Below are 21,804 nucleotides of genomic sequence, written 5' to 3'. Positions count from 1 at the left end.
TCGCGTGCATGGTGGGTACCACCGTCGAGTTCTACGATTTCTACATCTACGGCACCGCCGCGGCGTTGACGTTCCCCAAGGTCTTCTTCCCGGACCTCAGCCCCGGTCTGGCCACGGTCGCCTCGATGGGCACCTTCGCCGCCGCGTTCGTGTCCCGTCCCGTGGGCGGCGCGGTGTTCGGCCACTTCGGTGACCGCATCGGACGCAAGGCGACCCTGGTCGCCACGTTGCTGATCATGGGTTTGTCCACGGTGGCGGTGGGTCTTACCCCGGGTGCCGCCACGATCGGTGTGGCGGCGCCGTTGATCGTGCTGACGCTGCGCCTGTTGCAGGGCATCGCGGTCGGCGGCGAGTGGGCCGGGTCGGCGTTGCTGGCCGCCGAATACGCGCCGACGGACCAGCGCGGCCGCTACGGCGTGTTCACGGCGATCGGTGCCGGGATCGCGATGGTGCTGACCGGCGTGACTTTCCTGCTCGTCAACGCCACCGTCGGGGAGACGAGTCCGGCGTTCCAGAACTGGGGATGGCGAATCCCGTTCCTGCTCAGTGGGTTACTGGTGGCGTTCGCGTTGTACGTGCGGGTCAGCATCGAGGAGACCCCGGTATTCGCGAAGCAGAACGCGCCACCGCGGGTGCCGCTCGCCGACGTCCTGCGCCGGCAGTGGCGCGCGGTGTTGCTGGCGTCAGGCAGCTTCGTCGCGCTGTTCGCCTTTGTCTTCATGGCGGGCACCTATCTGACCGGTTATGCCCACAGCCAGTTAGGGCTCTCCCGCACCGCGATCCTGGTCGCCGGATTACTCGGCGGGCTGGCGTGGACGGTGGTGGTCCCGGTGTCGGCCCGGATGTCCGACCGGGTCGGGCGCCGTCCCGTCATCCTGTCCGGCTGGGCGGTAGCGTTGCCGTGGTCGTTCGCCGTGCTGCCGTTGATCGATGTCGGCACCCCGATGCTGTTCACGGTGGCGATCACGGGCACCTATGCGATTGCCGCGTTCGCCTACGCCCCGATGACGTCGTTTGTGCCTGAGCTGTTCACGACGTCGCACCGATACACCGGCGCCGGGCTGGCGATCAACGTCTCCGGCATCCTCGGCGGCGCCGTTCCGCCGCTGATCGCCGAACCGCTGAGCGCGCGCTACGGCAGCTGGGCCATTGGGCTCATGCTGGCGGTGCTGGTGGTCGTCAGCCTCTGGTGTACCTATCGGCTGCCGGAGACCCGGGGCACGTCGCTGACCGACGTGAACTCGGCGCCGTCACGTTCCGGCCGGGCTCACGCCGAGCTGCGCCGCGGACGCCGGTGAATGGCCGGCCAGGTGCCCGCCCGACGTCGCCCGTAGCTGCTCGGCCAGCTCCCGGATCTCACCGCGCAGCTCCTCGATCTGCGCGGCCGTCGCCGTCTGCGTCGCGGCATCGGTTTCGGAGACCCGCTGCACGATCCAGGAGGCCAGCGATCCGGTCACCACACCGATCAGCGTGATGCCGCCCATCATCAGCAGGACCGCGACGACGCGGCCGGTGACGGTCAGCGGATACAGATTGCCGTAGCCCACCGTGGTCACCGTGGTAATCGCCCACCACACGGCCTTGCCGAAGCTGTTGATGGTGGTGCCGACCTGCTGGCGTTCGGCGTCGAGCACGGCCAGCGCGCCGGTATAGACCAGCAGCAGCACCCCGGACACCGTGTAGATCAGGATCTGGCCGCGTACGGCATGACCGACGGCCTTCTGCAACACCCCCAGCAGCACGATCAGGCGCACCATCCGCAGCGGTCGCAGAAACGGCAGCACGACGATCACCAGGTCGAGGATGTGCAGCAGAAACCATTCCCGCCGGTTGTCCGCTAGCACCAGGCGGGCGAAGTAGTCCCCGACGAACAGTGCCCAGGCAATCCAGCACAGCAGCCACAGGATGCGCGCCTCCGAACCATGCGGGCGGGCCAGGATCTGCACCGAGTACATGATCAGGAAGGCGACGGCCACGATGGCCAGTGGCCACTCGGTGCGCTGCCTCCACATCTGTTCCTTGGAGAGAGAGTGCATATGCCTCACCCTACGAGCTGGTCGGCCAGGTCAACGAAATCACAAGCGTTGACGTCGAACTCGTCCTCGTAGGCGACGTCCGCCACACCGTCGGCGCCGAACTCGAGTGGCCGGGCGACGAAGGCGGTCCGAAAACCGAGCCGCGCGGCCGCGCGCAGGTCGTATTTGTGGCTGGCCACCATCATGATGTCGCCGGACGGCAAACCGAGGTAGGTGGCGGCCATCCGGTAGGCGGCCGGGTCGGGTTTGAAGGCCCCGGCCATCTCCGCGGTGAAGATCGCGTCCCAGGGCAGGCCGGCGCGCTTGGAAATGTTGATCACCGCGCTGACGTCGGCGTTCGACAGGGTCGCCAGCAGGTACGCGCGGCGCAGCCGGGTCAGCCCCGGCACGACGTCCGGCCAGGGCCGCAGACGCTGCCAGGCCAGCGCGAGGTCGTCGCGCTCGTCGGGTGTCAGGGCGGTGAAGCCGGCGTCGGCCAGGACGTTGTCGAGCACGTCCCGGTAGACGGAGTGGACCGAGAGCCAGGCCCCCTGGCGCGGCGTGTGGTTCAGCGCCGCGAAGTAGCCGGCGCGCCAACGCCGCACGACCTCCGGCCAGTCCACCCCGGCATCCCGGCCGGCGCTGATCCGGCGTGCGTCGTCGCACACCGTGGAGTGAAAGTCGGTCGCGGTTCCCTGGACATCGAATAACAGCGCCTTGAGCACCCGACCGAATCTACGATGTGCACCGTGCCCAGAGGCAAACCCGTGGAAGACAGCGTCGAAGAGACCGAGCCCGACTACCGTTTCACCCTCGCCAACGAGCGAACCTTCCTGGCCTGGCAGCGCACCGCGCTGGGTTTGCTGGCGGCCGCGGTCGCGTTGGTGCAGCTGGTACCGGAGCTTGCCGTACCTGGGGCGCGACGTCTGCTCGGCATCGGCCTCGCCGCGCTGGCGATCGGCACGAGCGGGATCGGCCTGCGCCGCTGGGTGCATGCGGATCGCGCCATGCGCCGTGGCGAGCCGCTACCCCGGCATCCCTCGCCAGGTTTCCTGGCGGTGGGCCTGATCGTGCTCGGGATGATCGCGCTCGGGCTGGTGATCTACAAGGCGGTCAACGGGTGACCGCGCCCGAGCCAGTCGGCAGCGCCGCCGAACGAACCACCCTGGCGTGGACCAGGACATCGATCGCCTTCCTGGCCAATGGCGTGCTGTTGGCGATCAAGGACGTACACGGCGCCGGACAACGGCCCGGTGCACTGCTTCCGGCCGGGATCGCCTGCGCGGCCGCGTTGGTCACCTACTCCATCGCCTTGCGACGTCAGCGAACGCTTGCTTTGCGCCCGCTTCCGGTCAGGATCACTGCCCGCCGTCAAGTGCACATCATCGGCGTGGCGGCGTTGATCCTCATCACCACTACCGCCATCGCCCAACTGCTGTAACGGGATTGGATTACCAGAGATAGACGACGGCGTCTTTGCCGCCGGTGCACCGGATCCATGGGTTGGCTCCGTCACCGGCGCACTGCATCAGAAAGTTCGCCGGAATCTTCGGATCGCAGTTCGCACCCGCGACCGTGAAGCAGTCCACGGCTCCGGGCGACGATACGGTGCGCGCGCCGTTGGTGGCGTTGTTGTAGGTATTCCAGTACGCGTGCAGGACGGCGTTGGCGAAGTAGCACGACGTCTGCGGCGAGCCGCGACCGCCGTGCGAGCCGTACCCGGTCACGTTCATCTGGAAGCCCTGGTCGCAGCTCTGGTGGTTGGCGCTCTGGTCGGGGCCGGTCACCAGCGGCGGTGCCGCGGTGGTCGGCCGCGACGGGATGGGCTCCGGGCTCACCGTGGACGTCTCGCCCGAGTACGGCGGGATGGTCGGCGGCACGGTGGCGGTCGACGCGGGCGGGGAGTCCTCCTCCTTCGCCAGCAGTCCGACGGCCACGCCGATGCCGCCGAGCACCAGCACCGCAGTGGCCACGGTGACGAGCGGAACCAGCCAGCGACGTCCCGGCTTCGCTGGAGCTTCGGAGGCGACCACCGGCTGCGGGCCGGACTGGGGGAACGATTGCGGGAACGGTTGCGGATAGACCGCCTGCATCGTCGGCGGTTGCGGTGGCGGCGGGGGCGGCCAGGAGGCGGGCCGGGTCGGGGTGGGGTCGCCCGGGGTGACCGGGTCGACCGCGGTGCGTACTCCGCTGCGCAGCGCCCGTTCGGCCGCCCGCCCGAATGCCCCGGCGCTGCCGTACCGGTCGTCAGGCTCCTTGGCCATACCGCGCGCGATGACCTCATCCAGAGCAGCCGGAACCCGCGGGTTGGCCAGGCTGGGCCGCGGGGGCGGTGCTGACAGGTGCGCGGCTACCAAAGCGCCCTGGGAATCGCCCGGGAACGGAGGCTGACCGGTCAGCGCTTCATAGAGCACGCACGCCAGCGAGTAGATGTCGGCGGACGGCGTGATGTCGCTGTCGGAAAACCGTTCCGGTGCCATGTAGGCCCAAGAGCCGAGGCGCATGTTGGCCGCGGTGAGACGGGTGTGCTCCCCCATGGTTTCGGCGATGCCGAAATCGGCCAGGTAGGCGAAGTCGGCGGGGGTGACCAGGATGTTCTGCGGCTTGATGTCCCGGTGCACGAGTCCTTCGGCGTGCGCGGCATCCAGCGCGGCGGCGATCTGGGCGACGATGGCGACCGCCCGCTCCGGTTCCAGCGGCCCACTTGCCAGCAAGCCGTCCAGATCCTTGCCGCGGACCAGTCGCATGTCGATGAACAGCCTGCCGTCGATCTCCCCGAAGCCGTGAATCGGGATGACGTGTGGTTCCTGCAGGGTGGCCGCGGCGTGCGATTCACGCTCGAAACGGGTGCGGTATTGGCGGTCGTTGGCGAACTGGCTGTTCATGATCTTGAGCGCGACGGTGCGGCCGATCTGGTTGTCGTAGGCCTCGTAAACCTCGCCCATGCCGCCCTTGCCGACGACGCCGGTGATCGTGTATTTGCCGAAAGTCGAGCCGACCTGCTGATCCACCGCTGAAGCCCTCCTCCGTAGGGATTATGCGGCACGTTGCCGGGATGTCTAAGGGTTTCCCGGGCACTGGCCGGCGGGCAGCTGCGCGAGGTGCGCACTGAGCCAGGTGGCGGCTTCGTCGAGCGCGCGGGTGCCGTCCTCGAACGATCCTGAGGCGGGCTCGGCCGCGATGGCAACGGCGAGTCTGCCCGAATTGAGCACACCCATCTGGCGCACCAGGTATCGCCCGGCCGGGGACGGGCCCCAGCCGCCCTTGAATTGCGCCCCGGGTAGCGCGCCGATGCCCCAACTCTGTTGCTGCGCAATCTGCCCCATCAGCGCGAAGATCGGTTCGTTCTGCTTGTCGCAGAACGCCTGTGCGATGAAGCGGGCCTGATCGGTGAGCGACCAGATGGTCTGGCCGAAAGCGGTGAATTCCGGTCTCAGCTTGCGCGATTCGACGGTGGTGGGGTCGCCGGTTTCACGGAGGACGTCCTGGACTTTGCCCGCCGCGGTGACCGGGTCGCCGAGCTGCTGCCAAAGTGCTTCTGCCGCTGCGTTGTCCGATTCGGTGATGGTGATGTTGATCTTGGCGGTGACCTGATGCTGCTGGCGGTAGGCGGCGATCGCCAGTGGCACCTTGATCGTCGACCAGGCCGGGCCCTGGTGCCAGTCGCCGTACGTGGTGGCCGGCTCGGTGCTTCCGAGCGCGATGACGGCCAGTCCCATCGTGGCGTGCACGCGGGTGGCGAGTTGGGCGAATTCGCTTGCCAGATACGGGTTCTGCGGGGGCGGGGCGCTTGCGGGGGACGTCATCGGTGGCCTTTGCGGAGCGGGGGCGTGCCGGTAGGTGTAGACGGCGGTCAATGTGACGATCGCGGCCGCCACAACCAGTGTTGCGATGACCGCGATCACGGTGCGGACGCTAGCCCGCCTTGGCTTGGAGATAAGCGACGATCCCCTGCGTTACGGCGGCGGCGTATTTCGCTCGGCCGTCGGCACTTTCGATCTGGGCGGCGTCCTCGGCGTTCTTCATGTTGCCGAGCTCGACGAGCACGGCCGGGTACTCGGCCAGGTTGAGGCCCGCGAGGTCGGCGCGACCGTACAGGCCGTCCGAGCCGATGTAGTTCGACGGCTGGAAGCCCCCGGCGATCAGCGCGGATCGCATCGCGTTGGCGAGTTGCATTGCGCCGTTGGATTGCGCGTCATTGAGTGGCGGGCTGGAGTAGTTCACGTGGAAGCCGTGCCCGGAGGTGGGCCCGCCGTCGGCGTGGATGCTGACGATCGCGTCCGGGTGCATCGCGTTGGCGCGGGCGGCGCGGGCATCGATACAGGGTCCGACGGAGCCGTCGTCGGGCCTGGAGAGCTGGGTGTTGACGCCGAGGTTGTTCAGGTTGGCCGCGACCATATTCGTGACCTCCCAGGTGAACGCGTGCTCGGGGTAGCCGTCGCCGGCGGCGGTGCCCGAGGTGTTGCACGGCTTGGTGCCGCCCCGGCCGTTGGGCACCTGCTGGTTGATCGATGCGTCAGCGACCGCGTTGTGGCCGGGGTCGAGGAAGACGCTCATCCCGGCGATGCCGGCGGCTGAGGCGGGCGGGACGGTGACCAGCGCGGCCAGCAGGACCGGTGCTGCGGCGGCGCATTTCAGCACGTCGCGCCTGGAAAATCGGCTCACCGCGCGATGGTAACAACCTGGGTCGGCGCAGCGCCCTTCACCTGTGACGGGGGCGCTCGGCTGGCCGCGAGATTGCCGCAATGGTTGCGCATGGCGGCTCATCCACGACCGTGACGGCAATCTCGACGTTGCCAAAGCGCCAGCACTCAGTGGATCGGCGTGCTATGACCGGACGATGCGAATTCTCCTGCTCGCGCCGATCGCGGCCGCGGCCGCCGTCGCGCTGCCCGCCGTCGCGCACGCCGACCCGCAGAACTTCCGGACCCCGTCGGGCAACATCGTCTGCACGCTGGACAGCTCTGGCGCGGCGTGCGACATCAACGAGTACACCTACACTCCACCTCCGCCGCCGGAATGCGCCCAGCACATCGCCTGGGGTAACCGGTTCGTTCTCGACGTCGGCAAGCCGGCCGCGATCCACTGTCACGGGGACACCCTGGGCGTGCCCGGCGAACCGACCCTGAACTACGGCCAGACCGCGTCGGCCGGCACTATCAGCTGTGTCAGCCAGGAAGCCGGCGTGAAGTGCAGCGACAGCAGCAGCGGCCACTACTTCCAGGTTTCCCGGGACTCGTTCAAGCTCGGATAGCGGCGCGCACCTGCATCGCCGGGGCTTACGTCACAAGTCGAGGTGCAGCCGCAGCGCATCGTCGAGTTGCGCCAGCTCGGCTCCGGACACCCGGCCGAGTCGGCGGCGGAGACGTTCGGCCGCAACGGATCTGACCTGCTCGGCCTGGGCCTTCGAATCGACAACGAGACCCATGGCGCCGCCCGTCAGCAACACTTGGAACGGGTAAACCGTAGTCACGTTGCTCGTTACAGGCACGACGGTCACGACTCCACGGCCGAGACGGGATGCAATCGCGTTCGCCCGGTCATTGCTCACTACGACGGCCGGACGAACCTTGTTCGCCTCGCTGCCTCGAGTTGGGTTGAGGTCGACCTGCCATATCTCACCGCGCAGCATCGTCAAGCCCGTCCGCGGCAGCGTCGTGCCAGGCATCGCCGTCGCCACCCGACCACTCCGCCCAGGCTTTCCCGTAATCCTCCTCGAGGGAAGGGTGACGAAGCAGGCGGATCGCTCGCTGCACCGCGGCCGATCGCGAGGGGAGCCCGGTCCGTTGCACGTATTCGTCCAACACGCGGACATCGTCCTCGGACAGACTGACACTCAACTTCATCCCAGCCATACTACCGGGGTAGCACTCTGGTAGGAAAAGGGTGCGCCACCGAGGACGGCGCCTCTTGGCCCGCGGCCCGGCTTCATCCGATCCGGCCAATTGCCGACTGCGCGAAGCGTTTCACGGTGTCACACGATCCGTTGCCCTGGATCACCCGCAGCAGCCGGTCGCCGTTGAGCGCGACGATCAGCGTGGTGGACGGCGGCGACGTCGTGGGGTCGTCGACACAGGCGGCCTTGACCCCGACGCCGTCCACCTTCGTGGCCTGCCGCGCGTCGAGGGTGAACTGCGACGCCGCATCGACCAGAAACGCGCCGGGCAGTTGCAGGTCGACCTCGACGCCGTCGCCCATGTCACCGGGCTTGTTGTAGATGCAGGCGATGTCGACCGACCCGGCCTGGTCGCCATAGGGCTCCAGGCTGACCTGCCCACCCAGCAATCGGCGGGCTTCGGTCTCACTCACCCACTCACACGGGCGAAGCGCCGCCGGCTCCGTCGGGTCGAGTTCGGCGAGGTCGACCGTCACGCTGTCGTGGCGACCTGTCGGTGTGCCGGCAGCCGGCGACATGGCGACGATCCGATAGGTCTTCTCCGCGGGCTGCGCGGGACTGTGCAGCGGGTCGTGCCCGTCCGGCGCGACCCCCCGGACGTTGTCCCAGCACCCCAGTGCCCCGTCTTTGGCCTGGTAGAGCAGTCGCCCGACAACGTTGGGGAGCGGACGCGGCCAGGTCTGCGCCTCGCACAGCTGCTGCACCGTCGTCGGACCGGGCAGGGCCGGCATCGTGTTGCGCGGGGCTGACCGGTGCGCCGAGCACCCCGCAACCAGCACCGTCGTGGTGATGACGACCGGTATCCACGTCTTCACGCCGATAAGTCAACGCGATGCAGTCGACTACCGAACCCAAAGTTCAGCCGGCGAACTGCCAATATGGTTAACGGACGGCAAACGCGCAGCTAACCTGGCGCGACGACGGGCCCGGTGAAATGCTGTGACTGGTCACAGGCGCCCGCGTTACAGTCGGGCCAGTGGTGGCGATTGTGGGAGGCGTCGTTGCAGGAGACTTCGTTCGGCAAGTACCGGCTCATCGAGTTGATGGGCCGGGGCGGCATGGGCGAAGTATGGCGCGCCTATGACGCCGACACCGACCGCGTCGTCGCCCTGAAGATCCTGCCGTCGGCCGTCTCCAACGACGAGGTGTTCCAGCAACGCTTCCGGCGCGAGGCACACGCCACCGCGCGGCTGAACAGCCCGCATCTGATTCCGATCCACACCTACGGCGAGATCAACGGGCGCCTGTATGTGGACATGCGGCTGATCGAGGGGCACGACCTGCAGTGGGTGCTGAACCAAGGGCCGCTGCCGCCGGCGCGGGCGGTCGGCATCATCGACCAGGTCGCCAAAGGCCTGCACGCCGCGCACCGCGAACGGCTGCTGCACCGGGACGTCAAGCCGTCGAACGTCCTGCTCGACCATGACGACTTCGCCTACCTGATCGACTTCGGCATCGCCCGCGCCGCCGACGACCTGTCGTTGACGGCGACCGGTAACTTCATCGGCACCTACCACTACATGGCCCCGGAACGGTTCACCGCGGCAGAGGTGGACTCCCGCTCGGACATCTATTCGCTGGCCTGTGTGCTCTATGAATGCCTGACGGCGCAGTCGCCGTTTCCCGGTGACACCCTGCAGGAGCAGATCACCGGCCACCGCAGTGCGCCACCACCGCGGCCGTCGAATACCAACCCGGACATTCCGGCCAGCCTGGACATGGTCATCGCGCGGGGCATGGCGAAGAACCCGGGCGATCGGTACGACACGGCCATCGAGCTCGCCCGGGACGCCGCCAACGCGCTCACCGCCACGGCGGTGACCCCGACCATCAGGATGAATCCGGCTCCGGCCGCCTACACCAATCGACTGCCCCGCCCCGACACCAACTGGCGCCAACCCCCTGCGCCACCCCGGCAACCGCCGCCGCCTCCGCCGCCGCCGCGGCGGCCGGCACCGCCGCCGACCCCGCAGAACGTCAACCCGACGATGGCGCGGCCGGTCGTCGTCCCCCCGCCGGAACCGTCAGTGCCCCGTCCGGCCCCCGCGCCGCCTGCTCCCCCGGCGCGCCCGTGGTGGCGTCGCAAGGCGGTCGCCGTGGGTGCCGTCCTGGTCGCGATCGTGACCGTGGTGGCCATCGTCGTGATCGGCACGTCCGGGTCGAACAATGACTACGAACAGGTGACCTTGCCGTTCAGTGGGCTGCGCGACCCGCAGGGCTTGTCGGTGGACATCGGCGGCACGGTGTATGTCGCTGACACCGAACACAATCGGATTCTGGCGTTGTTCGCCGGCGCCACCGAACCGCACACGCTGCCGTTCGACGGCCTCAACCTGCCGACCGGTGTGACCGCCGACAACACCGGCACCGTGTACGTCAACGACGCGGGCAACAAGCGGGTGCTGGTCCTGCGTCCGGGGTCGCAAACCCAAGAGGTGCTGCCCTTTACCGACCTGGAGAACCCGACGGGCCTCACCGTCGACAGCAGCCGCACCGTCTACGTCGCGGACACGGGTAAGAACCACGTCGTGGCGCTTCCCGCCGGGTCGACCACCATCTCCGAGGTCCCGTTCACCGGGTTGAACAATCCGACGGGTCTGGTAGTCACCGGCAACGGCACCGTGTATGTGGCCGACGGCGGCAACAACCGGGTGCTGATTTTGCCGGTCGAGACCAAAAAGCAAGCGGAACTTCCGTTTTCGGGTCTCAAGCAACCGGGCGGCCTGACCCTCGATTCCAAGGGCAACGTCTACCTCAACGACACCGGCCACAATCGCACGCTGAAACTCGCGGTCGGATCCTCGACGCAGGAGGAGTTGCCGTTCACCGGCCTCGACTACCCGTGGGGCCTGTCGGTCGACAACAGCGGCACCGTCTACGTGGGCGGGCGCAACGACAAGATTGTCGCGTTGCGACACAAGTGATTTGGGGCCGAAGCCCAGCAGTGTCGGCCTGCGTCCAGCCCGTCCTGCAGGCAAGCCCATAGGCGAATCATGCGCGCCGGCGTCTTTGCGCAACGGATATCCATTCCCCGAAAACGCCCGCCGCTTGTCAGACCTCCATCGCATACTGGCGAACGGGAGGAAGGCAGGAATTGCCATGAAGTCACTCGTGGGTGAAACCTTTGGCAAATACGAAGTCAGCCGGCTGCTCGGCAAGGGTGGCATGGGCGAGGTGTACGAGGCATTCGACACCGACAAGCGGCGCGCCGTGGCGCTGAAGGTGCTGCCCGACGAGTACGCCGACGACCAGACCTTCCGGGAGCGGTTCCTGCGTGAGTCGCATGCCGCGGCGATTCTGCAAGAGCCGCATGTGATTCCGATCCACGACTGGGGCGAGATCGACCACACCCTCTACATCGACATGCGGCTGGTCCGGGGCCAGACCCTGCACGACATCCTCGCCAAGGGTGCGCTGCCGGTGGAGCGGGCCGTCGAGATCATCGGTCAGGTGGCGGCGGCGCTGGATGCCGCCCACGCCAACGGGCTGATCCACCGTGACGTCAAGCCGCAGAACATCATCGTCACCCCCGACGACTTCGCCTACCTTGTCGACTTCGGCATCGCCGAGGCGCGGGGCGAGTCGCATCTGACGATGACCGGATACCAGGTCGGTAGCTTCGCGTACATGGCGCCCGAGCGACTCAACAGCGATGGGCCGGCGACGTCCGCGGTCGATGTGTATGCGCTGGCCTGCGTGCTGTACGAGGCACTGACCGGCCGTCGGCCGTTTGTCGGCGACACCCAGCAGATCATTGCCGGTCACTTGACGGCGCCGCCGCCGCGGCCCAGCGTCGGCCGGTCGGGCGTGCCACTGGCGCTCGATCAGGTTGTCGCCCGGGGAATGGCCAAGCACCCGGATGACCGGTACGGCAGTGCCGGGGCGTTGGCACGTGCGGCCAAGCGCGCGTTGTCGGCTCCGGAGCCGGCTGCCGCGGACACCGTGTATGCCGCGCAGTACCAGCCGCCGCCGCAGCATTTCCCCTCTCCCCCAACGGTTCCCCCGTACCAGCCGCGGGACGACTCGCGGCGCTATCTGGTGCCGACGCTCGTCGCCGTGGCGGCCGCCCTGGTCGTTGTGGCGGTGGTCTTGGTGGTGGTCGTCGCCGGGAAACAGAACACGGATCCGGACCGGCCGGCAGTGGCCTATCCGACGTCGGGGCGACCGACGTATGAGCCGTCGTCCGAGACGAGCGCTACGCCGACCTATCAGACGACGACGCCCTCGACCACGCGGCCCGCGGCGATTCCCACGACTTCGGCCGCCGCAGTGCGCGATGCCGAGCAGCAGTTGCGCCAGTACGTGAACCTCGACCGCTCCATCGTCGCCACCGAGGCCGCCGACAAGTGGGTGCCGCAGCTCAGTTCCAAGCGTCCCGGTATTCGCGACAACGGGGTGGTGTGGGACAACGAAATGGCGCTGCAGGAACACCTGCAATTTCGCAAGCTGTACAACGCCAAGTTGCTGTGGTCGGGTGACTGGTCGACATTCTCCGAGCCGAATTTCTGGGTGACGATCGCGGGGATCACCTTCGCCGACGCCCGAGGTGCGCTGATGTGGTGCAGCAGCAAGGGGTTCGACCGGGATCACTGCATCGCGAAGATCGTGAGCACGACGCATCTGGTGGCGGGGAGCACGGCGTACAACTGAGGGGGCTCCCCGGGGCAGCTATGTGCGCTTCACCTTGCTGATCACGATGTCGTGCGACGAGCACAGCCGGCACGTCAGCGGCCGGATCTTCAACCGAAGCCTCGACATCCGTAACGCCTTGCTGCAGAACGGGTATCGGCATCCGCACGACAGGGTGATCCACCAGTCGGCGGCGTGGTCCGCCTCGCTGCAGAACTTCCGGCAGATGCATGGAATCTCGGTTTCGAAATCCAGCGCCGACAGGACCTCGAACTCCGGCAGCAGTACGCACTCCCCGACCATCACGGAGTGAAGGGTAAACCTCTAGTTGAGACTTTTGGGTTAGGCGCGCGCGGCCGTGGCGCGAACCCCTCTCGGAGGAGAGCGACGAAGGATCAGGGACTCCACGGCGCCCGCATTCCCCACCCCAATCGCGGTCGAATACCCAGCAAAAAGGTGGTTCACATTCCCGCATTTCTGCAATACATTACCGATCGATTCGCCCCAATGATGGGAGCCGCAGATGTCGACTTTTCTGATCGCAGCACCTGAGGCTCTGGCCGCGGCGGCGGCGGATTTGAGCGGGATCGGGGAGGCGGTCAGGAAGGCGACGGCGTCGTGGGCGCCGTCGACCACGTCGGTGGCGGCGGCCGCCGCTGATGAGGTGTCGGCGGCGATTGCGGGGTTGTTCGGTAATTACGCGCAGACGTTTGTGGCGCTGGATGCGCAGGCGTCGGTCTTCGGGGCGCAGTTTGCCCAGGCGTTGAGTGCGGGGGCGGGGGCGTATGCCAGCGCGGAGGCGGTGAATCTGTCGGCGCTGCAGAACGTGGATCTGCATGCGCTGGGCGAGCAGCTTTTGGCTCCGATCAACGGTCCGGTGGTCGCGTTGACCGGGCGTCCGCTGATCGGCAACGGCGCCAACGGCGCTCCCGGCACGGGTGCGGCCGGTGGGGCCGGGGGCTGGTTGCTCGGTGATGGCGGGGCCGGCGGGACGGGGGCGGCGGGCTTGGCGGGCGGCGCGGGCGGGGCGGCGGGGCTGATCGGCACCGGCGGGGCCGGTGGGGCCGGCGGTGCGGGGGGCGGCCACGGCGGGGCCGGCGGACAAGGCGGATGGCTGCTGGGCACCGGCGGAGCCGGGGGCACCGGCGGATTGGTGACCAACGGGACCGGCGGCGCCGGCGGCGCCGGGGGGGCCGGTGGATTGTTCGGCGCCGGCGGGGCCGGCGGGACCGGTGGGTTGAGCCAGGCCGGGGCGGGCGGGGCCGGTGGGACCGGCGGCGCGGGCGGGTTGCTCGGTGGGCTGGTCGGGGCGGGTGGCGGAGTCGGCGGGGTGGGCGGTACCGGGCAGGTCGGCGGCGCGGGCGGTGCCGGCGGGGCCGGCGGTCCCTTGTTCGGTGCCGGCGGCGCCGGGGGCACCGGCGGGTTGGGCCTGACCGGAGCAGGCGGGATCGGCGGGACAGGCGGCGCGGCGGGCCCGCTATGGGGCGACGGCGGCGCCGGTGGGACCGGCGGGACCAGCGTGCTCGGAAACGCCGGCGCCGGTGGAGCCGGCGGGCACGCCGGGGTGTTCGGCTCGGGGGGCATCGGTGGGGCCGGCGGGGCCACGTTCGGTAGTACTACCGGCGGCCACGGTGGGGCCGGCGGGGATGCGGGCTGGTTCGGGTTCGGCGGGGTCGGCGGTGTCGGCGGGTTCGCCGCGGCCGGGGCCGGCGGCGCCGGTGGGGCCGGTGGGGCCGGGGCGCTGCTGATCGGCAGTGGCGGGGCCGGCGGCGCCGGCGCCCAAGGCGCCCCGCTGTTCGCCGGCGGGGCCGGCGGGGCCGGGGGCAAAGCCGTATTGCTGGGGCTGGGCGGAGCCGGCGGAGTCGGCGGACTCGGCGCCCCCGCGGGCGCCACCGGCGCCACCGGCGCCAACGGGCTGCTGCTGCCCGCCGCGGCCCTGAACGTGATCAATGCCCCGAGCGTGGCGCTGACCGGGCGTCCGCTGATCGGCAACGGCGCAGCCGGGGCCGCAGGCAGCGGGGCCGCCGGCGGGCCGGGCGGCTGGCTGCTCGGAGACGGCGGAGCCGGCGGCTCGGGCGCCAACGGCATCCCCGGTGGCCCCGGCGGGGCCGCCGGTCTGCTGGGCAGCGGCGGGACCGGCGGGGCCGGCGGACTGGGCGCCACCGGGGTCGGGCGCGCCGGCGGCCAGGGCGGCAACGGCGGGCTGTTCTTCGGCACCGGCGGCACCGGCGGGGCCGGCGGCGCCGGCGTCGGCCTCGGTGTCGATGGCAACGGCGGCGGCGGTGGCGCCGGCGGCACCGGCGGGCTGTTCGGCGGCGGCGGCGCCGGCGGCACCGGCGGCATGGCCGATCCAGCGGGCGTTGGTTTGCGCGGCGGCGGCGGCGGGGTCGGCGGGGCCAGCGGCGCCTTCAGCGGGCTGCTCGGCGCCACCGGCGGAGGCGGCGGGGTCGGCGGCGCCGGCGACATCGGCGGTCCCGGCGGGGCCGGCGGCCCATCCGGCATCAGCGGCTCGATCTTCGGCGGCGGCGCCGGCACCATCGGCGGCTCACTGATCGGCGGCGGTGGGCACGGCGGCGATGGCGGTGTCGGCCTGACCACCGCCGGTCCCGGCGCGGCCGGGGGCACCGGCGGACAGTTCATCGGCGGCGGCGGCGCGGGCGGGGCCGGCGGTACCAGCCAAGCCGGCGCCGGGGGTCTCGGCGGACCCGGCGGCACCGCCGGCCTGCTGGGCTCCGGCGGTGGCGGGGGCGTCGGCGGCGCCGCGGGAACCCAGGGCGGACAGGGCGGCATCGGCGGGGCCGCGGGACTACTCGGTGGCGGCGGGGCCGGGGGAACCGGCGGACAGGCCGCCGCCGGCCCCGGTGGCGCCGGCGGCCACGGCGGAATCGGTGGGTCCCTGCTGGGCAACGGCGGTCCCGGTGGCGCCGGCGCAGAAGCCTCCGCCGCAGCCGGCGGCCGCGGCGGCATCGGCGGCAACTCGGTGCTCATCGGCAACGGCGGTAACGGCGGCAACGGCGGCTACTCCCCCACCCTCAACCTGCTCGGCCGCCCCGGCACCATCGGCACCGGCGGCTGGCTCGCCGGCCACAACGGCATCCCCGGCCTGCCCATGAGCCCCAACCTGCTCGTCAACGGCAGCTTCGAGATCGCCACACCGTCGCCGTCGGGCTTCAGCTCGGTGACCATCCCCGGCTGGTCCGTCACCGGCACCCCGACGATCATTTCCTACGGAACGCCACGCGGTTACCCCTCGCCCTTCTCCTTCCCGTTGCCGGATACGCCACCGGTGCTGGGCTTCCCGGGCACCGCTCCCCCGGGCGCGGGCACCAACTTCGCCGGAGGTGGGCCGGTGAGCTCAGGCTCGATCAGCCAGACCGTCGACTTGACCGCCGCAACCGCCAACATCAACACCGGCACCGTCCCCTACACGCTCAGCGGACTCCTCGGCGGCTACCTCCTGGACCCCTCTGCGGCATCACTGAAAGTCACTTTCCTCAACGCCAACGGGGCCGTTCTGGGCACCGGTATGACTTCGGAGGTCAACCTGCTGGATCGCTTGGGAGCCACTGGTTTCCAGGCCCGCGACATCTCCGGGACCATTCCCGTCGGCACCACGTCGGCGGTAGTGACCGCCACCCTCGCCGACCGCAACCCGATCCTGAGCAACTACAACAACGCCTATGTCGACAACCTGTCGTTCACCGTCGGCGACCCCACCCTGACCGCGCCGGTTCTGACCGTCCCCACGTCGAATGTCGGCCAACTCGACCACGTGTTCCTGTTCTACATGGAGAACAAGGGCGCCGCCGACATCCTCGGCAGCGTCAACGCCCCCTACCTCAACAGCCTGATCAACACCTACGGCTACGCCAACAACTACTACGCACTGGGCCACCCCAGCGAGCCCAACTATCTCCGGATCCTGCTCGGCACCGACCTGGGGATCGACTACAACCCGACAGCGAACACCGTCACCGCGCCCAACCTCGTAGAGAAGATGGACACCGCGGGCATCTCGTGGGCCGGCTACACACCGAACATGCCCTAGCCGGGCGCGATCGTGTCGTCCGGCGATTACAGCGTCGACCAATTGCCTTTCCCCCGTTTGACTTACGTCTACAACAGCTCTCCGACCTACCTGGCCGACCACCTGTTGCCATTGACGCAACTGGGAGCCGATCTGCAGAACCCGCTCACCGCTCCGAGATTCGCCTGGATTTGCGGCTCGGAGGAAACCAACATGGAGGGCCCGGTGAGTTCGCCTCTCGACATCGCCAACTGGCTTGGCAGCCAGCTCACCAACCACCAGTACAACATCGCTGCCGGCGACCAGTATCTACAACAGAACGTGTCCACCATCATGAACTCGCCGACATGGAACAGTGGCTCCAAGGACGTCATCATCATCACCTTCGACGAGGACTACAACAATCTGTCGACCGGAAATGGCAACCAGGGCAACCACATTCCGATGGTCGTCATCCCGAATCAAGCCGCCGTGACCTCCGGCGGGATGTTGTCCGGACACTTCGTCACCAACAGCTACTACAACCACTACAGCCTGATGTCGACGATCGAGTACGCGTTGAGCCCGACCACGGGAACCCCGCTGGTGACGCTGACGAACAACGACCTGTATGCGACGCCGATGAACGACTTCTGGTCGTAGAGGTTCTGCGATCGCATTACCGTTCTCTGACAACGTGATTGGCAGAATGCCAACGTCCAGCGGCATCCTTGGCCAGGTTTCGATGCGCGACCTCCACCCTCAGGCCGGGTCGAGCCCCCAGCTTTTGTTGCCGGCGCACAAACATGTCCGGCGACACGTCCAGGTGTGTTCACATTTGAAGTCGCTGTGAATAGAGTGAGCCGATCACGTCGCCCCGTCGATGGGAGTCGCAGATGTCGACTTTTCTCGTTGCAGCACCTGAAGCCTTGGCTTCGGCGTCAGCGGATCTGAACGGGATCGCGGAGGCGATCAGGCGGGCCACCGCGTCTGCGGCCCCGTCGACCACGCAGATCGCGGCCGCCGCCGCTGATGAGGTGTCCGCGGCGATCGCCCGGCTGTTCGGCGGCTACGCCGAGTCATACCAGTCAGTGGGCGCTCAGATTGCGCTGTACGAGAAGCAGTTTCAGCAGGCGTTGACTGCCGGCGCCGGTGCCTACGGGGCCGCCGAGACCGTCAACGGACTGTCGCTGCAGGCATTCGAGCAGACCATCGGGCAGAGCCTGCTCGAGGTGGTGGACACGGTGAACGCACCCGTCCTCGCCTTGACCGGACGTCCGCTGATCGGCAACGGCGCCAACGGAGCGCCCGGCACGGGAGCCAAAGGGGCTCCGGGCGGCTGGCTGATCGGCGACGGCGGGGCCGGCGGGTCAGGTGCGGCCGGTCCCCCGTTCGGTTACGGCGGCGGCGCGGGCGGGGATGCGGGGTTGATCGGCACCGGCGGGGCCGGCGGGGCGGGAGGCACTGGCGGTGCCGGCGGGCCGGGCGGGCACGGCGGATGGCTGATCGGCACCGGCGGGGCCGGCGGGGTCGGTGGGTTCGCGGCAGCCGGGACGGCCGGGGCCGGCGGCGCGGGCGGTGCGGGCGGTCTGTTCGGCGCCGGCGGCGCCGGCGGGACCGGCGGCTTCGCGGCGGCCGGAGCGGGTGGTGTCGGTGGGGCCGGCGGGTCCGGTGGGCTACTCGCCGGGCTGGTCGGCGCCGGAGGCGGGCCCGGCGGGGCGGGCGGAGTCGGCATCGCCGGTGGTACCGGCGGGGCCGGCGGCGCCGGTGGTTTGCTGTTCGGCGCCGGCGGCGGCGGGGGCACTGGCGGATTGGGCGGCACCGGAGGTGGCGGAACCGGAGGCGCCGGTGGCGCGGCCGGTCCCCTGTTCGGCAACGGTGGCGTCGGCGGCACCGGTGGCACCGGCTTGCACGGCAGCGCCGGGTCGGGCGGCAGCGGCGGGCACGCCGGCTGGCTATTGGGCTCGGGCGGCGCGGGCGGGGCCGGCGGCGGCAACTGGGCCGGGGGCACTAGCGGCCACGGCGGGGCCGGCGGTGACGCGGGGCTGTTCGGTTTCGGCGGCGCCGGCGGGTTCGGCGGGTTCGCGACCGGTGCCGGCGGGGCCGGCGGCAACGGCGGCGCGGGCGGCCTGATATTCGGCAGCGGCGGGGCCGGCGGGGCCGGCGCCCAGGCCGCGCCGGCGCTCTTCGCCGGCGGGGCCGGTGGCGCCGGCGGAAAGGCCACGCTGTTCGGACTCGGCGGAACGGGTGGGATCGGCGGACTCGGGGCCCCGGCGGGCAGCAACGGCGCCGCCGGCGCGAACGGGTTGTTGCTGCCGGCGGCAGTGCTCGACGCCATCAACGCGCCCAGTGTGGCGCTGACCGGGCGCCCGTTGATCGGCAACGGCGCCCCAGGCGCGGCCGGCAGTGGGGCCGCCGGGAGTCCGGGTGGGTGGTTGCTCGGTGACGGCGGAGCCGGCGGGTCCGGCGCCAACGGCATACCCGGCGGGCCCGGTGGGTCCGCGGGACTGTTGGGCGGCGGCGGCACGGGTGGGGCCGGCGGGTACGGCGCGACCGGGGTCGGCAGCGCCGGCGGTCAGGGCGGCAATGGCGGCTTGTTGTTCGGTAACGGCGGAGCCGGCGGAGCCGGCGCGGTCGGGGCCGACGGCAACGGTGGCGGTGGCGGGGACGGCGGTACTGGCGGGATCTTCGGCTCCGGTGGGGTCGGTGGGACGGGCGGGATGGCGAGAATCTCGGTCCCCATTCTCCTGGGCGGTGCAGGCGGGGCCGGCGGGGCCGGTGGCGCCCTCAGCGGGCTGGTCGGTGCCGGCGGCGGCTACGGCGGGGTCGGCGGGGCCGGCGACATCGGGGGTGCCGGCGGAAACGGTGGGCCCGCCGGCCTCGCCGGTTCGCTGTTCGGGGGCGGAGCGGGCACCATCGGGGGCTCCGTGGTCGGTACCGGCGGGGCCGGCGGCGACGGCGGGGCCAGCCTGACCGGAACCGGAGGGCCGGGTGGAAGCGGTGGGGCGGGTGGACAATTCGCCGGCACCGGAGGCTCCGGCGGAGCCGGTGGATCGGTGCTGTCACCCGCACAGGCCATCGCAGGTGGAGGCAACGGCGGCGGAGGAGGCAGCGCAGGCTGGCTCGGCTCCGGCGGTTCCGGCGGTGCGGGAGGCACGGCAGGAGTGCCCTTCGTCGGGCACTTCTCCGGCGGTCGAGGTGGCATCGGTGGTGATGCGACCTTGCTGGGTTCCGGCGGTGCCGGTGGAACCGGTGGCTTCTCCGACGCGGGCATCGGCGGGACGGGCGGCCGTGGCGGGGTCGGCGGGGCGCTGCTGGGCAACGGCGGGCCCGGCGGGACCGGCGCTGAAGGTGCCCCCGGTTTTGGTAGCGGGAACGGCGGTACCGGCGGCAGTGCCGTTTTGATCGGCGACGGCGGCAACGGTGGCAACGCCGGCAACGCGGCGACGCTCGCGTTGCTGGGCGGCCCCGGCACTGTTGGAACCCGCGGAATCCTGTTGGGTGTCAACGGGATTCCCGGTCTGCCGATGAGCCCGAACCTGTTGGTCAACGGGAACTTTGAAATCGCGACCCCGTCACCGTCGGGCACCAGCTCGGTGACCTTCCCAGGCTGGTCCGTGAGCGGCACCCCGACGATCATCGCGTATGGAACCGACAAGGTCAGCTACGTGTTGGGAGTCTCGTTCCCGTTCCCGGACCTACCGGGCTTCTTGGGCTTCCCGGGCACCGCTCCCCCGGGCGCCGGTGCCAATTTCGCCGGTGGCGGGCCGGTGGCGACGTCCAGCATCAGTCAAACGGTCGATCTGAGCGCCGCAGCCACCAAGATCAACACCGGCACAACGCCTTACACGCTCAGCGGGCTGCTCGGCGGATACCTGGTAGACCCGTCGTCGACCGCGCTGCAGGTCAGCTTCCTCAACTCCAACGGCGCGGTGCTGGGCACCGGATCGACGACAACGGTCAGCGCCATCGATCGGTTGGGAACCATTGGGCTGCAGCCGCGTTCGGTCTCCGGGACGATCCCGGTAGGCACCACCTCCGCGGTGGTCACCGCCACCTTCAACGACTCCAACCCCATCACCAACCACTACAACAACGCCTACGCCGACAACCTGTCGTTCACCGTCGGTGCGCCCGGCCTGACCCCCGCGGCGCTGACCGTGCCAACCTCCAACGTCGGCCAACTTGATCATGTGTTCCTGATCTACATGGAAAACCACGGCTTCACCGACATCGTCGGGAGTGTGAACGCGCCGTACATCAACAGCCTGCTCGGCACCTACGGGTCGGCGGACAACTACTTCGCCAACAGCCACCCTAGTGCGCCGAACTACTTCCGGATTCTCGGCGGCTCGGACTTCGGCCTCACCTACAACCCGAACCCGCCGTCCATCAACGCCCCCAGCCTGATGCAAGAAATGGACGGCGCCGGAGTTTCGTGGGCCAACTACGCGCAAGGCATGCCCTACCCCGGCGCGCTGGTCTCCTCCGGTGACTACAGCACGTTCCAGATACCAGCCGCTCAGTACAGCTATGTCTTCAACAACACCGTGGCATATCAGCAGGAGCATCTGCTGCCGCTGACACAGTTGAGCATCGATCTGCAGAACCCGAGCACCACGCCGCGGTTCAGCTGGATCGTCGCCAACAACGCCAATGACATGGAAGGGCCGGTGGATTCGCCTCTCAGCATCCTCAACTTCGTGGGCAGCCAGCTCACCAATCACCAGTACAACGTGGCCGCCGGCGACCATTTCCTGCAACAGCAGGTTTCGCAGATTCAGAACTCCACCGCGTGGAACACCGCCGGCCAGCGCGACGCCATCATCATCACCTGGGACGAGGACTACAACAATCTGGGATTGGGAATCGGCAACCAGGGCAACCACGTTCCGATGATCGTCATCCCCAACCAGGGCGCCATCACATCGGGGATGCTGTCCGGGCAGTTCGTGACTCACAGCTACTACGACCAGTACAGCCTGATGTCGACGATCGAGTACGCGCTGGGTCCGATGCCGGGAGTTCCGTTGGCGCCGTTGACGTTTAATGATATGTATGCGACGCCGATGAATGGGTTCTGGTCGTAGGGGGGTAGGCGCGGGAGTTGTTGACAAATTCGCCTATTCGCCAACCCAGGGCAGCAGAAGCGCTTATCCCCTGGCGCGGAAACGACTCTCGCCTCTTCACCGCGCGACTTCAAGTAGGGCGTGAGTCGCCGCCAGCGGGAATTGACCGCCGACTGCTCCCAGGAAACA

The 21,804-nt window shown here is 69.4% G+C and carries 17 protein-coding genes and 1 pseudogene; 9 read left to right on the top strand and 9 right to left on the bottom strand.

Annotated elements, in window-relative coordinates; translation table 11 throughout:
* Positions 1-8: 8 nt before the first annotated feature.
* Complete coding sequence (locus tag QXK92_RS01390; RefSeq protein WP_306244090.1) at positions 9-1,298, top strand: MFS transporter; 1,290 nt, start codon at positions 9-11, stop codon at positions 1,296-1,298.
* Here QXK92_RS01390 and QXK92_RS01385 read toward each other — a convergent pair.
* Together QXK92_RS01385 and QXK92_RS01380 are read right to left on the bottom strand one after the other, a co-directional pair.
* Positions 1,251-2,036: a potassium channel family protein gene (locus QXK92_RS01385; protein WP_306239889.1), complete on the bottom strand. Its 786-nt coding sequence runs from the start codon at positions 2,034-2,036 to the stop codon at positions 1,251-1,253. The two genes, QXK92_RS01390 and QXK92_RS01385, sit on opposite strands and share 48 nt — an antisense overlap.
* 5 nt (positions 2,037-2,041) lie before the next feature.
* A complete protein-coding gene (locus QXK92_RS01380; RefSeq protein ID WP_306239887.1) occupies positions 2,042-2,740 on the bottom strand; it encodes a haloacid dehalogenase type II in 699 nt (232 codons plus the stop codon).
* Between the two features lie 42 nt (positions 2,741-2,782).
* On the opposite strand from QXK92_RS01380, the gene QXK92_RS01375 reads away from it, so the two are divergent.
* The gene (locus QXK92_RS01375) at positions 2,783-3,139 is read left to right on the top strand and encodes a YidH family protein (protein WP_306244088.1); all 357 of its coding nucleotides are present in this window, start codon (positions 2,783-2,785) and stop codon (positions 3,137-3,139) included.
* Positions 3,136-3,456 (top strand): DUF202 domain-containing protein, encoded by a 321-nt coding sequence (locus QXK92_RS01370; RefSeq protein ID WP_306239885.1) that lies wholly within the window; start codon positions 3,136-3,138, stop codon positions 3,454-3,456. The genes QXK92_RS01375 and QXK92_RS01370 overlap by 4 nt, the downstream gene beginning before the upstream one ends.
* Before the next feature lie 10 nt (positions 3,457-3,466).
* Here the strand turns inward: QXK92_RS01370 and QXK92_RS01365 are convergent, their stop codons facing one another.
* Genes QXK92_RS01365 through QXK92_RS01355 form a run of 3 tightly spaced genes read right to left on the bottom strand, consistent with a single transcriptional unit; the run spans position 3,467 to position 6,680 of the window.
* Positions 3,467-5,026 (bottom strand): serine/threonine-protein kinase, encoded by a 1,560-nt coding sequence (locus tag QXK92_RS01365; protein ID WP_306239884.1) that lies wholly within the window; start codon positions 5,024-5,026, stop codon positions 3,467-3,469.
* Between the two features lie 48 nt (positions 5,027-5,074).
* Positions 5,075-5,920, bottom strand: coding sequence for a hypothetical protein (locus tag QXK92_RS01360; protein ID WP_306239883.1), 846 nt, complete (start codon positions 5,918-5,920; stop codon positions 5,075-5,077).
* Positions 5,921-5,930: 10 nt separating this feature from the next.
* Positions 5,931-6,680: an Rv3717 family N-acetylmuramoyl-L-alanine amidase gene (locus QXK92_RS01355; protein ID WP_306239882.1), complete on the bottom strand. Its 750-nt coding sequence runs from the start codon at positions 6,678-6,680 to the stop codon at positions 5,931-5,933.
* Positions 6,681-6,855: 175 nt separating this feature from the next.
* Between QXK92_RS01355 and QXK92_RS01350 the strand changes: the two genes are divergently transcribed.
* Positions 6,856-7,269 (top strand): DUF6636 domain-containing protein, encoded by a 414-nt coding sequence (locus QXK92_RS01350; RefSeq protein WP_306239881.1) that lies wholly within the window; start codon positions 6,856-6,858, stop codon positions 7,267-7,269.
* Between the two features lie 30 nt (positions 7,270-7,299).
* On the opposite strand, the gene QXK92_RS01345 is transcribed toward QXK92_RS01350, so the two are convergent.
* The 3 genes from QXK92_RS01345 to QXK92_RS01335 all read right to left on the bottom strand — a co-directional run bounded on the left by QXK92_RS01345 (position 7,300) and on the right by QXK92_RS01335 (position 8,726).
* Positions 7,300-7,647: a type II toxin-antitoxin system PemK/MazF family toxin gene (locus tag QXK92_RS01345; protein ID WP_306244086.1), complete on the bottom strand. Its 348-nt coding sequence runs from the start codon at positions 7,645-7,647 to the stop codon at positions 7,300-7,302.
* A complete protein-coding gene (locus QXK92_RS01340) occupies positions 7,634-7,861 on the bottom strand; it encodes a ribbon-helix-helix domain-containing protein (protein WP_306239880.1) in 228 nt (75 codons plus the stop codon). Before QXK92_RS01340 ends, QXK92_RS01345 begins: the two co-directional genes overlap by 14 nt.
* 82 nt (positions 7,862-7,943) lie before the next feature.
* Positions 7,944-8,726, bottom strand: a complete 783-nt coding sequence (locus QXK92_RS01335; protein ID WP_306239879.1) for a hypothetical protein — start codon at positions 8,724-8,726, stop codon at positions 7,944-7,946.
* Between the two features lie 186 nt (positions 8,727-8,912).
* Here QXK92_RS01335 and QXK92_RS01330 point away from each other — a divergent pair, with 186 nt between their 5' ends.
* Positions 8,913-10,835 carry a serine/threonine-protein kinase PknD gene (locus QXK92_RS01330; RefSeq protein ID WP_306239878.1) on the top strand — a complete coding sequence of 641 codons (1,923 nt, stop codon included), beginning with the start codon at positions 8,913-8,915 and terminating at the stop codon, positions 10,833-10,835.
* A 175-nt stretch (positions 10,836-11,010) separates the two neighbouring features.
* Complete coding sequence (locus tag QXK92_RS01325; protein WP_306239877.1) at positions 11,011-12,561, top strand: serine/threonine-protein kinase; 1,551 nt, start codon at positions 11,011-11,013, stop codon at positions 12,559-12,561.
* 18 nt (positions 12,562-12,579) lie between these two features.
* Here the strand turns inward: QXK92_RS01325 and QXK92_RS01320 are convergent, their stop codons facing one another.
* Positions 12,580-12,843 (bottom strand): hypothetical protein, encoded by a 264-nt coding sequence (locus QXK92_RS01320; protein WP_306244085.1) that lies wholly within the window; start codon positions 12,841-12,843, stop codon positions 12,580-12,582.
* Between the two features lie 220 nt (positions 12,844-13,063).
* Here QXK92_RS01320 and QXK92_RS01315 point away from each other — a divergent pair.
* The 3 genes and pseudogenes from QXK92_RS01315 to QXK92_RS01305 form a co-directional block, all read left to right on the top strand.
* Positions 13,064-16,564 (top strand): annotated as a pseudogene (locus tag QXK92_RS01315) (PE domain-containing protein); the annotation flags it as partial.
* A 66-nt stretch (positions 16,565-16,630) separates the two neighbouring features.
* Entirely contained in the window at positions 16,631-17,209 is a 579-nt protein-coding gene (locus QXK92_RS01310) for an alkaline phosphatase family protein (protein WP_306239876.1), read from the top strand.
* Positions 17,210-17,442: 233 nt separating this feature from the next.
* Positions 17,443-21,636 (top strand): PE domain-containing protein, encoded by a 4,194-nt coding sequence (locus QXK92_RS01305; RefSeq protein WP_306239875.1) that lies wholly within the window; start codon positions 17,443-17,445, stop codon positions 21,634-21,636.
* Positions 21,637-21,804 lie beyond the last annotated feature (168 nt).

This window comes from Mycobacterium sp. TY815 (assembly GCF_030755135.1).
In the GTDB taxonomy this organism is placed as follows: domain Bacteria; phylum Actinomycetota; class Actinomycetes; order Mycobacteriales; family Mycobacteriaceae; genus Mycobacterium.
The sequence above is the reverse complement of the archived record's forward strand: the minus strand, read 5'-3'. Positions and strand labels throughout refer to the sequence as shown.